We start from the raw sequence: 12,770 nt of genomic DNA, 5'->3' as shown, positions 1-12,770 counted from the left end.
CCCACTTTCTAATTAAATGATTTACGAATTGATATGTTAACCCCTTTTGGACTGTATGCTTCAACAGTAACATCACTGTCCAAAATCGTAACCCAACCAAGTCCCGGAAATACAACATCTGTATACGGTTCGTTAAGACGATATGCACGCTTAACTAGAGGAGGTAGAATACTCAATGTCTCTTGATCTGGTGGACTAAGTAGTTCACTCACTTGTCTTTCGTATAAAGCATCTGCATTTTCTAATTTTGTTCGATGAATTGGCACTTCATTAGAAAAAAAACAGACAAAGGTTTGTTTTGCACCTTTAATAAAATCAAGGCGCGCTAGTCCCCCAATAAATAAGGTCTGACCTCGATGTAACTGATAATTTCTTGGTTTAATCTCTTTTTTAGGTGTAATTATTTTTAAATCATTTTTTGACACATAATGAGCCATCTGGTGTCGGTTCACAATCCCTGGGGTATCAATAAGTGCACTATTTCGATCTAACGGTATTTCGATAAAACCGAGTGTTGTTCCAGGAAAGTAAGATGTAGTAATCGCCTCTTTAATTCCAGTAGATCGTTTAATAAAATGATTAATAAATGTTGATTTTCCAACATTTGTGACGCCAACTACATAAATATCTTTATTTTCACGTCTAGTTTCCATTTCCATTGCTAATTCTTCGATATTGTAAGACTTCATAGAAGATATTAAAAAAACATCTAAAACGTTCATTCCCGCTTCTTTTGCCTGATTGAAAAGCCAATTTCGTACTTTTCTTTGATTCGTTGACTTTGGTAATAGGTCAACCTTATTTCCAACCAAAATAATCGGGTTCGTGCCAACAATTCTTGGTAAACTTTTTAATAATGTTCCATCCACATCAAAAATATCAATTAAATGAATAATTAAGCTATCTGTATCCCGAATTGTACTTACTAGATCTAAAAAGTCGTCACTATCTAGTGAGACAGTTTCATGCTTATTATAATGTCGCAATTGAAAACATCGTTTGCAAAGTAAGTTCTTTTTTTGAAGGGAGGATTTTGGAATATAACCAATTTCTTTTTCATCTTCCGTTTGAAGAATAGATCCACAACCTTCGCATATTACGTTATTGTCCATCTGTCATTCTCCTCGTTAATTTACCTTTGCGATAAAAATAATTTAAGATCCATCTTTCTAGATTTCGGTTGAATTTTGTAATTGGAGCATCAGACTGAACGATTGGAACGACTAAAATCGTATAAAATCCGGCACGATTTCCTCCAAGAATATCAGTTAATAATTGATCCCCAATGACGACTATTTCATCTTTTCTTAGCTGCATTTGATCTTTAGCCCGTTTAAAAGCTTTTTGTAGTGGTTTTCGGGCTTTATAAATAAAAGGAGTGCCTAACGGTTCAGCAAATACAGTCACTCTTTCTTTATTGTTATTAGAGAATATCGTAACTTTAATATTCGCATCCCCCATTTTTTTTAACCACTTTATAACCTTATCAGTTGCATGGCCAACATTCCATGGAACAAGCGTATTATCAAGGTCAATAATGATTCCTTTTTTGCCTTGAGCTAGTAAAAATTCTGGTTCGATGTCAAAAACACTTTCTACATGTTTCTTGGGCAAAAATAAATTTAACAAAAGCTCACCTCTATAATAACTAAATTACTACAACTTCCATTGTTATCTATTATAATATATTCTCATAATTTGTATATCTATGTCTATTATGTGTATAAAGTATAAAGCGTTCGACAAATTTCAACTTTCCTCACGCCTGTGGATAACGTTACCAACATGGTAGATGTTGATTAATCAATGTTATTTATGAAAAAATTCAAGTAACTAACAAGTTACCTACAACCTTTTGTGAATAAGTTATACCTTGTTCGACCCTTCATTTCATGGTAAATTAAGCTTATATTATCAGAAAAGGAGTATTTTTATGGAGTGTTTATCAGATTCATTATTATTGGAAGCTTATCAAAAAGCGATAGAGTTAAATTTAAATAAAGACTTTATTAAGATGATAAAAGAAGAAATAGAGCGTAGAGCAGAGCTATCCTATAATAAAAAACATTAATTCTTTTTTTATGGACTAGTTTTATACTTATTTACTAATAAATTAATTTTAAAAATAGATCTTCCGGTAATGACCTTGCGTGTTTAGCCCCAATGAGTATATCACATCACCATCGATTAATAGATGAAAATAAAAGGCATCAACGTTTTATTTTTTAACTATAACAATTTATCTAAAACTTTCTACATATTTTGGTAGCGAATACACATATCTAAAACCTTACCTTATACTTTTTTACATATCAATTTTATCCATGATAGACCGGCTTTACGATGACTTGTTTACGATTAAAGTATATATCTAGAATGATTGCCAACGACACATATTTCATGATTCAAACTATAATCGAAAAAATCTTTAGATAAGTCTTGTATATCTTTGTTCATATATGTTAGAATACATTATATAGCAAGAGGCGCTTATTATTCTAAATAGCTTTAATTTTTTGGAGGAGTCTGTCACTAAGGGATAAGTATGCCCTTTTATGACAGACCTTTTGTATTTATTGTGGTTATGTGTTAATACATAAGGATTCATTTTCTTTAATGTGGTAGCGATTCCATGCAGGTCAAATCCCCCATTAAAGAGGACATACTTAATTAAATTCAAAAGGAGTGGCTAGATTTATGATTGTTGGTTTGATTATCATTTTATTACTTGTTCTTTTTTTACCTTTCACAAAACTTGTGGAAAGAAATTTAGAAGTATTTTTATTTATTATGGGAGTTGCTTCTGTATTTGTTAGTCAGGTATGGGAATGGGATCTTATTAAAGAAGCGTTGATCTCTCCAATCAATATTACTTTAGCAGTCTTTGCTGCCGGCCTTTTGTTCCGTTGGTTCCAAAAGCCTATTGAAACGGGAATACTTAGTTTAAGTTACGCTATCCCTTATCGAGTGTTTATCGCAATATTCGTAATTATTCTTGGACTTGTCTCCAGTATAATTACAGCAATTGTGGCTGCAATTATTTTAGTTGCTGTTATATCCGTATTACGAATGGATAGAAAATCAGAAGTTCGCCTCGTAATTCTAGCATGTTATGCGATTGGGTTAGGTGCAGTTTTAACACCTTTAGGGGAACCGCTTTCTACAATTGTTATTAGTAAATTAAATGAGGACTTCTTTTACTTATTAAAATTACTTGGATTATATATCATTCCGGGAGTAATTGCTTTTGGAATCCTGTCTGCATTTATGATTTCACCGAGAACGGAAAAACAAAATAAATTAAAGCAAAATAATGAAACAGTATCTGAGAAAGAGTCATATGGTGAAATCATCATTCGTAGTTTAAAAATATACCTATTTGTAATGGCTTTAACTTTTCTAGGAGCAGGATTTCAACCGTTTATCGAAAGATTTTTACTTGATTTACATCCATTAGTACTTTATTGGATTAATATTATTTCAGCTATTTTAGATAATGCGACCTTAGCTGCTGCGGAGATTAGTCCACAAATGGATAGTACGACAATTGAAGCCATTTTACTTGGTCTTTGTATTAGTGGTGGAATGTTAATCCCGGGAAATATCCCAAATATTATAGCTGCCGGGAAACTTAAAATTACTAGCTTGGAATATGCTCGTTTCGCAGTTCCAGTAGGCTTAGTCACAATGGCTATCTTTTTTGTCATTGTAGCTTTCACGATATGATGAATGGTGTAAATATAGACCTGCTAAACACCATAGACTTGGATAAGTAATGATGTTATAAAAGACAAGCTGTGTAAGTTCATACTTCACAGTTTGTCTTTTAATTTTGGTAAATATAAAGGTAAATAATTACTAGGGACAGACACGTTTTACTCCAATACTTCATAAGAATGATATATAGCTAATAATGCATGGAGCATGGAGGTGAAAAACGTGTCAACGTTTTTATCAATTTTAACGTTACTTATTAAGGAAACGTTATTTTTTGTTTCTTATGTAAAAAATAATACTTTCCCACAACCTCTTTCCAAAGAAGAAGAAGAAAAATTCCTCACACTAATGCAAGAGGGAGACCAGGATGCTAGAAATAAACTAATTGAGCATAACTTACGTCTTGTAGCACATATCGTAAAAAAATTTGATAACACTGGGGAATATACGGAGGATCTTATTTCAATCGGAACAATCGGGTTAATTAAAGGAGTAGAGAGTTTTAAAGTTGGAAAAGGTACAAAATTAGCGACATATGCTGCAAGATGTATTGAAAATGAAATATTAATGTATTTAAGAACATTAAAAAAATCCCGTAAAGATGTATCATTACATAGTCCAATCGGTCAAGATCAAGAAGGCAATGAGATTAGTTTGCTAGATGTAATCGAAGCCGAGTCAGAAAATATTTTAGAATATATTCAATTAAATATGGAGATAAGTAAGTTAAAAGAACATTTTGAGGTCTTGGATGAAAGGGAAAAAACCGTTTTAATATACCGTTACGGTTTAAGTAATAATAAAGAATTGACTCAAAAAGAAATTGCTAAATTATTAAACATATCACGCAGTTACGTCTCAAGGATAGAGAAACGGGCCTTAATGAAAGTTTTCCGTGCATATTATAATAAAGAAAAGCAAAACACCTCATTTAATTAACAAACAAGTACTGCAAAAAAATGGATTTGATAAATAATCTTAAAAAAAACAAGAGCTGGATCACTCTCTTTAAATAGCCAGCTCTTATTAATTTAATTTAAACTTCTTCCTTACTTTTTGTAATTTGGGTAATAATTTTCGCTGCATTATGAGCGGCAAGCTCTAGAAACTCATTGAAAGTAGCAGAAGATTCCTCACCAGCAATATCAGATAAAGCCCGTATGATAACAAACGGGGTTTGATATTGATAACATACTTGAGCAATGGATGCACCTTCCATCTCCGCTGCTAACATGTTGGGAAACTTTTCTTTTACCAATTTTACCCGTTCTGGATCACTCATAAATGAATCACCAGTTGCAATTAAACCTATTTCACTTGCTATTGATAATTCATCCAAAACCTGTTTTGTTTTATCGATTAAGGCTTTATCAGCTTGGAAGGTTGCTGGCATTTTAGGAACTTGACCATATTTGTAGTTAAAAGCAGTAGCATCAACGTCATGATGAACTACTTCTTTTCCTATTACGACATCTCCAACCTTTAATTTATTTGAAAATCCACCAGCAGACCCTGTATTTATAACATGGGTTGGTTGGAATCTTTCCAAGAGAATAGTTGTCGCCATCGCTGCATTTACTTTTCCTATACCTGATTTTAATAAAACAATGTCATTGCCATTTATTTTTCCTTCCACAAAAAGTACGGAAGCAATCTCGAATTTCTGTTTATCAGTCATTTTTTCCTTTAATAGTTCTATTTCTTCATCCATTGCACCAATTATTCCAAGCTTCATGATTCAACCTCCGAGCCCTATTGTTCCTCAAGATTTTTAATTCGTTCGACTTTCGTTACTTGCCAACCTTCATTATCTATCCAAGATAAGTATACTCGATAAATTTCTTCACCGGATTTGCTAGAAACAGTAGCAATAACTTTCTGTTCCCCATCATTGCCTACCCAATGTTCAGTCATATCATCTTCACTTATTCCTGTTACCGCAGAAACAGCTCGTTTTATTTCAACTCTATCGGCAGATCCATCGCTATAGTCTGTTGAATGAGTAGTCCCTGTTTGCGTCGTCCCGATTGGATCCCAATTCCCAGTATATGCAACAATTACATTATCGTCCGTGGAGTCAACTTCTTGAACATCTATATCACTTTCTAAATCGTAATCTTCATCGATACCTTCTGAGTCATCTTCATTTTTTCCATCATTTTCATCGTTATTAAGAGGTTTTTCCGCTGTTTCCTCCTGAATTTCTTTAGCTATATCACTTTCATTTTGATCCTTATTTCCAAAGACAATTAATGAAAACAGCACAATAATAAAGACAATCCCTAGCAATGAAAAAAATATTAACTTACGCTTATTGTTACGGCGTTTTTGGTGTCTGGTTGTACGAGATAACGTTCTATTTTTAATCAAGTTGTTTCCCTCCTCAGTACGGTTAATGTAATAAACTATTTGTTTTAATAACTTGGCTCACTCTTACAAAGCTTTATTCATAAAACGCCTAACCCTTTAACTAATTGACTGCTAGATAATTATATGGATTCGCTTAAAAAAGAAACGAGTATACACTCATTTCTTTATCTGATATTAATGTACGTCAACTATTTTCACTTTAATTTCTCCGCCTGGTGTTGGCACCATTACTTCTGTTCCTTTTTGTTGACCTAATAAGCTTTTTGCCATTGGAGAGTCATTCGATATTTTCCCTTCAAAAGGATCGGCTTCTGCACTACCAACAATGGTATATGTTTCTTCCTCCCCATCTGGCAATTCAATGAATGTTACCTTTTTACCTAAACTTACAACGTCAACATTATTTTCATCATTTTCAATAATAACAGCATTACGGATCATCTTTTCTAATTGAGCAATTCTCGTTTCAACAAATGCTTGCTCTTCTTTAGCGGAATCATACTCAGAGTTCTCAGATAAATCTCCAAAATCGCGAGCAATTTTAATTCTTTCAACTACTTCTTTTCTTTTTTCAGTTTTCAACACGTGTAGCTCTTGTTCTAATTTTTCTTTACCTTCTTCTGTCATATAATAACTTTTTTCTTCTGTCATCTTAAACACTCCTTAAACAATGTAAATTCATATAAAAATGACACACTCTCCAAAATATGAGTACGTCTTTCTGTAATTCAAATATTATTTTTTTTAATACTAACAGATACCCCATCCCCTATAGGGATAATTGATGTATGATAATCTTCATTTCTTGTTAGCCATTCGTTGAAATCACGAATTTTTTTTGCTAAGTTTTGTAGCCGTTTATTATTCACTGTCGAGTCATTCACTACATATCCTCTAAATAATATATTATCACAAATGATTATTCCATCCTTTTTCAGTAATGGTTGTACAAGCTCAAAAAATCGTTTGTATTGCCCTTTTGCAGCATCAATAAAAATTATGTCAAATGCTATATTATTTAATGCTAGTACATTAACTTCTTCTAAAGCATCGCCAAAAATAATGTCAATTTTAGATTCTTTTTCTTGTTTCTTTATATTCTTAAGAGCAAGTTGATACATTGATTCATTCTTTTCAATTGTTGTTATTTTGGATGTCGGATACGCATTATGCATACAAAGTGCTGAATATCCAATTGCAGTACCAATCTCTAAAATCGTCTTCGGTTTTTTCATACGAACTATCTGAGTTAAAAAATGTAAGCTAACAGGCTCCATGACTGGAATTTGATGTTCGTGTGCATAAGATTCCAATTCAGCCATCCACTTTTTATGCTTGGGTACAGTTTGTCGTAAGTAATCTGTTACACTATCCATATGTTCAATCTCCATAATATATTATCATTTATCAGAATCACTTTCTTCGTTTTCTAAATCATACCATTCATGACGATATTCTTCCTTGATCCGATTATGTTCTTCTATTGTATCTGAGTAAAAAGTTTCACCATTCGGTCTAGAAAAATAATAAAGTTTCGTAAAGTCCTCTCCTTCTGGATCGAGTACACCATCAATTGCTTCCTCGCCTGGGGAGTCAATCGGCCCTATTGGTAATCCATCTACAACGTAAGTATTATAAGGTGTATCAACTTCTATGTCATCATATGTAACTACTGCTTTATGTTTAAGATTTTTTAATCCGTAAAATGCGGTAATATCACTTTGTAGTTTCATATTATTATCGATTCGATTAAAATACACTTGTGCCACTTTTGGACGATCTTCAGAAAACTTGGACTCCCTTTCAATAACAGAAGCTAACGTTAAAATTTCATGAATTGTTAGTCCACTCGCCGCCACCTGTTCGTGTCTAGATTTTAAAATTTCATCTGTCCGTTCAACCATTGTTTCAATGAGCTGACGAGGGGATGGTTCTTCTTCAAAAATATCATACGTACCCGCAAATAAATATCCTTCCAAAGGCATGTAAAGCTCTTTATCTAATATTTCTTCGGAGAGTAGACTTGGGTATTTTTCCATTAGTTCTTTAATAAATGTTTCATCATTAGCGACTTCAATAAAATCTTCTTCGGAAAATGAGAGCTTTTTAGCAAAAATCCCAGCAATTTGCTCAATTGTTTTACCTTCAGGGATTGTAATGCGGTAAAGTGGCTCTTCCATAATTTTTCCACTTTGAAGCTCAGTTACAATTTCTTTTAACGTCAAAGAAGGTGTTAATGTATATTCGCCAGCTTGAAAGTCTGAATAGTTTTTAAATTTAATGTAAAAACGAAAAATCCCACTATTTTTAATTACCCCATTTTTTTCCAATATGCCTGCGATTTCAGTTGTCGACGATCCTAATGGAATTTCTATTTCTACTTTCTCCTTACTCCCAGGATCCACAGGTTCCAAAGCTGATTTAATATAAAAGTATCCTGAAATTATTCCGATAGTGAATATAAGTGTGAAAGAACTTAATGTTATCAACACAATTTTTCGGACTATTTTTGCATCATTCGCTTTTACTTCAAGTGCAGATCCATGATCAGTTGGCTCTTTATCTTTTGTCATAACGGATGTCTCCTTTATCTGTTTGTTATACAGATAAAATAACGTATTAATTATCGTTTTCTTCTGTTAGCGTATAAAGCATTTCTTCAACAATATCCCATTCTTCATCAGATTCAATCGGAAAGAGTTTGAAATCACTTTCTTCAGTCTCCTCCTCATCCTCTTCATAACGAAATGCATATACTTCCACTTCTTCCTCATCAGCTTGTTCGACTGGAGTGAGCGTAATATAAGAATATCCTGTTTCATCAACATCAAATTTAAACAATACTTCAAAAAGATGCTCTTCTCCATTTTCATCGGGAATAATAATTCTTTCTTGTTCTTCTTTACTCATGAGATCTCCTCCTATTGATGCTGATTTAAAAAACTTTGTAAAATTATAACAGCAGCCATTTTATCGATTACTTTACTTCTTTTTTTTCTGCTTACATCTGCTTCTAGCAATGCTCGTTCAGCAGCTACAGTTGTAAGTCTTTCATCAACAAAATGAACTGGTAGCTGGAATTTTCGTTCCAAACGTTTTCCATATGTTTTTGAAAACTCTCCCCGCTCTCCAATCGTACCATTCATATGTTTGGGCAATCCAATCACAATTTCATGAATGTCATATTCTGCTATAATGGAAGCAAGTTCTTGATCGGCAGATGACATATCATGTTCAGTCCAGCTAATCGTTTTTACCCCTTGGGCCGTTAGTTTCAATGCATCACTAACCGCAATGCCTATTGTCTTGGAACCAACGTCTAAACCTAATACCCTCATTTATTTTCCTTTTTTAATTCATTTAAATAGAATTTAACCAATTCTTCAATTACTTCATCCCGTTCAATTTTTCGGATCAAGTTTCTTGCGTCTTTATATCTCGGTATATAGGCGGGATCACCAGAGATTAAATAACCAACGATTTGATTAATTGGATTATACCCTTTTTCTTTTAAAGCTTCATGAATCGTTAATAATGTTTCTTTAATATCTTTATCAAATGACTCTTCAGGAAAGTTAAATTTCATGGTTTTATCAATTGAACTCATTACTTGCACCCCATCCCATAATAGCTTGTCTACATTTTACCATGTTTAATTCATTTCTAATACCTTTTTCCATTTTTTATTGTAAGGAAGCATAATACTTTTGTTTAGAAATGAATTTAATTGAGTTGTTCCTCAATATAGCAATAAACTGTATCGAACGCTTCTGGAATTTTAGTTACATCTTTACCGCCAGCTTGTGCCATATCTGGACGACCACCTCCACCGCCTCCACATACAGCTGCAGCTTGGCTAATTAATTTACCTGCATGCATATTTCTACTAATTAAATCATTTGTTACACCAGATATTAAAAGCACTTTTCCGTTATTTTCAGCCGCTAACAAAATTACACCTGATTTTATCTTTTGTTTTAGAAAATCCAGCATGCTTCTAAGTTGATTCATATCTTTTACTGACACTTTTTCTGTTAAAACTTTAATACCCTTGATTGATTTAACTTTTGTTAATAACTCCTCTGTTTCTTGGTTAGACATTTTTGTTTGTAAAGATTCATTCTCTTTTTGAATCGTTTTTAATTCTTCCAGGACAAATTCAATTTTAGGAATAAGTTTATCTTCGTTAGTTTTTAACAATGCTGCTGCATCATTTAATGTATGAAGTTTGTTTTCCATCCAATTAAATGCTTGCTCACTCGTGATTGCTTCAATTCTTCTCACACCTGCACCTATTCCACTTTCAGAAACAATCTTAAATAGACCAATCTCAGCACTATTACTTACATGGCACCCTCCACATAATTCTGTACTATAATCACCAATTTTAACAACTCGTACGATATCACCATATTTTTCACCAAATAGCGCCATGGCACCCATTTCTTTTGCTTTGTTGATTTCAGTATTCTCAATGATTACAGGTAGACCTGACCAAACCTTTTCGTTAACAATTTTTTCAATTTTCTTTAAGTCAGATTTTTTAGTTGCTTCAAAATGGGTGTAGTCAAAACGTAACCGATCTGGAGTTACCAACGAACCTGCCTGGTGAATATGTTCTCCCAAAACATCACGTAAAGCTTGATGGACTAAATGAGTAGCAGTATGGTTTTTAATAATTTGTTTTCGTAAAGCTTCATCAATTATAGCTGTCACTGTTTCCTTATTTTCAAGTGTTCCTTCGATTATTTCGACATAATGAATATGTTGCCCATTTGGCGCTTTTTGAACATCCGTTACTTTCGCTTTTGCTGAATCTGTATAAATCCAACCAGTATCTGCAATTTGGCCACCGCTCTCAGCATAAAATGGCGTTTCCTTTAAAATAAGCGAAACATTATCCCCTTCTTTTGCTCGTTCTATTATATCATTTTTACCAATAATATAAATAACCTCAGTCGATACCTTTTGTTTGTCATAACCGATAAAGGTGCTTTCTGCTTTAATTTGTGTTAATAAATCATCTTGAACATGCATAGAAGCTGTTTGGTCTCTCGCTTCTCTTGCTCTTGTCCGTTGTTTCTCCATCTGTTGATCAAAGCCCTCGTTATCAATTGTAAAGCCATATTCCTCTACATATTCTTCTGTAAGCTCTTTTGGAAATCCGTATGTGTCATAAAGTTTAAAAACTTCTTCACCAGGAATGACTTGTTTACCCTGAGATTTTTCTTTTTCAATGATTTCATGTAAACGTTCAATCCCCTCGTGAAGCGTTTCATTGAATCTTTCTTCTTCAATTTGAATAATATTTGCAATATATTCCTGTTGTTCTGCCACTTCTGGATAATAAGAATTCATTATTCGTCCGACCGTGGGGACTAGTTTATACATAAATGGTTTTTCTATCCCTAAATTTTTTGCATAACGAACCGCACGTCTAATTAATCGACGTAAAATATATCCTCTTCCTTCATTTGAAGGAAGTGCATGATCGCCAACCGCAAAAGTTACGGTACGAATATGATCTGCAATGATTTTAAAAGCAGTATCTAGTTCTTCATTTTCACCATATTTTACTGAGGTAAACTCTTCCGTTTTTTTGATGATTGGAATAAACAGGTCTGTATCAAAGTTAGTTTTAGCATTTTGTAAAATGGACACTAACCGTTCTAGTCCCATTCCGGTATCAATATTTTTGTTAGGAAGTGGTGTATATGTGTCATCTGGATTATGATTAAATTGTGAAAATACAAGATTCCAAACTTCTAAATAACGTTCATTTTCTCCCCCAGGGTACAGTTCAGGGTCATTTGGATCATTCCCATAACTTTCTCCCCGATCAAAAAATATTTCGGAGTTAGGGCCACATGGCCCTTCTCCAATATCCCAAAAATTTTCCTCTAAGCGAATGATCTGCGATTCAGGTAATTTTATTTCATTTACCCAAATATTATACGCCTCATCATCTTCAGGGTGAACAGTTACAGATAATAATTCCCCATCGAAACCAATCCATTTATCGCTTGTTAAAAATTCCCACGCCCAAATAATGGCTTCTTTTTTAAAATAATCACCGATCGAAAAATTACCTAACATTTCAAAAAATGTATGGTGTCTTGCTGTAAAACCAACATTTTCAATATCGTTAGTCCGTATTGCCTTTTGTACATTAGCAATTTTTGGATTTTCAGGGGTAATTGAACCATCGAAATATTTTTTTAATGTTGCAACTCCACTATTGATCCATAATAAACTTGGATCATCCTTTGGAACAAGTGAAACACTTTTTTCAATCTGATGTCCTTTTTCTTTAAAAAATTGTAAAAATAATTGTCTAACTTCTGATGAAGATAATTTCTTCATATTATTATACCTCCATTTTCAATATCATTTCTTTAAACTAAAATATAAAAAAGAACACTTAAACAGTTGAAGTAAACTGCGACGTTACTATTTAATCACCACTAGAAAAGAATGACTCGATCTCCAAGATGTCGAGTCGATTGCAAACATGTCGAGTCATTTTCCAAGATGTCGAGTCGATTGCGAACATGTCGAGTCGTTTTCCAAGACGTCGAGTCGATTGCGAACATGTCGAGTCGTTTTCCAAGACGTCGAGTCGATTGCAAACATGTCGAGTCATTTTCCAAGATGTCGAGTCGATTCAGAACATGAGGAGTCGT

The 12,770-nt window shown here is 33.4% G+C and carries 14 protein-coding genes; 3 read left to right on the top strand and 11 right to left on the bottom strand.

Features of this window, described 5'->3' with window-relative positions; all coding sequences use genetic code 11:
* Nucleotides 1-8: 8 nt before the first annotated feature.
* Complete coding sequence (yqeH, locus tag SPD89_RS13530; RefSeq protein WP_336262481.1) at nucleotides 9-1,112, bottom strand: ribosome biogenesis GTPase YqeH; 1,104 nt, start codon at nucleotides 1,110-1,112, stop codon at nucleotides 9-11.
* A complete protein-coding gene (locus SPD89_RS13525; RefSeq protein WP_336262480.1) occupies nucleotides 1,102-1,629 on the bottom strand; it encodes a YqeG family HAD IIIA-type phosphatase in 528 nt (175 codons plus the stop codon). Before SPD89_RS13525 ends, yqeH begins: the two co-directional genes overlap by 11 nt.
* Nucleotides 1,630-1,933: 304 nt before the next feature.
* Here SPD89_RS13525 and SPD89_RS13520 point away from each other — a divergent pair, with 304 nt between their 5' ends.
* The 3 genes from SPD89_RS13520 (at nucleotide 1,934) to sigK (ending at nucleotide 4,656) form a co-directional block, all read left to right on the top strand.
* A complete protein-coding gene (locus tag SPD89_RS13520; RefSeq protein WP_336262479.1) occupies nucleotides 1,934-2,071 on the top strand; it encodes a sporulation histidine kinase inhibitor Sda in 138 nt (45 codons plus the stop codon).
* 626 nt (nucleotides 2,072-2,697) lie between these two features.
* Complete coding sequence (locus SPD89_RS13515) at nucleotides 2,698-3,726, top strand: DUF1646 family protein (protein WP_336262478.1); 1,029 nt, start codon at nucleotides 2,698-2,700, stop codon at nucleotides 3,724-3,726.
* Nucleotides 3,727-3,939: 213 nt separating this feature from the next.
* Nucleotides 3,940-4,656, top strand: a complete 717-nt coding sequence (gene sigK, locus SPD89_RS13510) for an RNA polymerase sporulation sigma factor SigK (protein ID WP_336262477.1) — start codon at nucleotides 3,940-3,942, stop codon at nucleotides 4,654-4,656.
* A 97-nt stretch (nucleotides 4,657-4,753) separates the two neighbouring features.
* Here sigK and SPD89_RS13505 read toward each other — a convergent pair whose 3' ends face one another.
* The 9 genes from SPD89_RS13505 to alaS form a co-directional block, all read right to left on the bottom strand.
* A complete protein-coding gene (locus SPD89_RS13505) occupies nucleotides 4,754-5,452 on the bottom strand; it encodes a 5'-methylthioadenosine/adenosylhomocysteine nucleosidase (protein WP_336262476.1) in 699 nt (232 codons plus the stop codon).
* Nucleotides 5,453-5,469: 17 nt separating this feature from the next.
* Nucleotides 5,470-6,087, bottom strand: coding sequence for a YrrS family protein (locus SPD89_RS13500; RefSeq protein WP_336262475.1), 618 nt, complete (start codon nucleotides 6,085-6,087; stop codon nucleotides 5,470-5,472).
* Between the two features lie 174 nt (nucleotides 6,088-6,261).
* Entirely contained in the window at nucleotides 6,262-6,738 is a 477-nt protein-coding gene (gene greA / locus SPD89_RS13495) for a transcription elongation factor GreA (protein ID WP_336262474.1), read from the bottom strand.
* A gap of 77 nt (nucleotides 6,739-6,815) precedes the next feature.
* Nucleotides 6,816-7,463, bottom strand: a complete 648-nt coding sequence (locus SPD89_RS13490) for an O-methyltransferase (protein WP_336262473.1) — start codon at nucleotides 7,461-7,463, stop codon at nucleotides 6,816-6,818.
* Nucleotides 7,464-7,487: 24 nt separating this feature from the next.
* Nucleotides 7,488-8,660 carry an endolytic transglycosylase MltG gene (mltG, locus tag SPD89_RS13485; RefSeq protein WP_336262472.1) on the bottom strand — a complete coding sequence of 391 codons (1,173 nt, stop codon included), beginning with the start codon at nucleotides 8,658-8,660 and terminating at the stop codon, nucleotides 7,488-7,490.
* Between the two features lie 46 nt (nucleotides 8,661-8,706).
* On the bottom strand, nucleotides 8,707-8,997 hold the full coding sequence (locus SPD89_RS13480) for a DUF1292 domain-containing protein (RefSeq protein WP_336262471.1): 291 nt from the start codon (nucleotides 8,995-8,997) through the stop codon (nucleotides 8,707-8,709).
* Between the two features lie 11 nt (nucleotides 8,998-9,008).
* Nucleotides 9,009-9,425 carry a Holliday junction resolvase RuvX gene (gene ruvX / locus SPD89_RS13475; protein WP_336262470.1) on the bottom strand — a complete coding sequence of 139 codons (417 nt, stop codon included), beginning with the start codon at nucleotides 9,423-9,425 and terminating at the stop codon, nucleotides 9,009-9,011.
* The gene (locus SPD89_RS13470) at nucleotides 9,422-9,694 is read right to left on the bottom strand and encodes an IreB family regulatory phosphoprotein (RefSeq protein WP_336262469.1); all 273 of its coding nucleotides are present in this window, start codon (nucleotides 9,692-9,694) and stop codon (nucleotides 9,422-9,424) included. Before SPD89_RS13470 ends, ruvX begins: the two co-directional genes overlap by 4 nt.
* Before the next feature lie 116 nt (nucleotides 9,695-9,810).
* Complete coding sequence (gene alaS, locus SPD89_RS13465) at nucleotides 9,811-12,450, bottom strand: alanine--tRNA ligase (RefSeq protein ID WP_336262468.1); 2,640 nt, start codon at nucleotides 12,448-12,450, stop codon at nucleotides 9,811-9,813.
* Nucleotides 12,451-12,770: the final 320 nt, after the last annotated feature.

Origin of the sequence: Pseudogracilibacillus sp. SO30301A (genome assembly GCF_037072025.1) — a bacterium.
Lineage (GTDB): Bacteria > Bacillota > Bacilli > Bacillales > Amphibacillaceae > Pseudogracilibacillus.
Note: the sequence above shows the minus strand (reverse complement) of the source record. Positions and strands in the feature narration are given on the sequence as shown.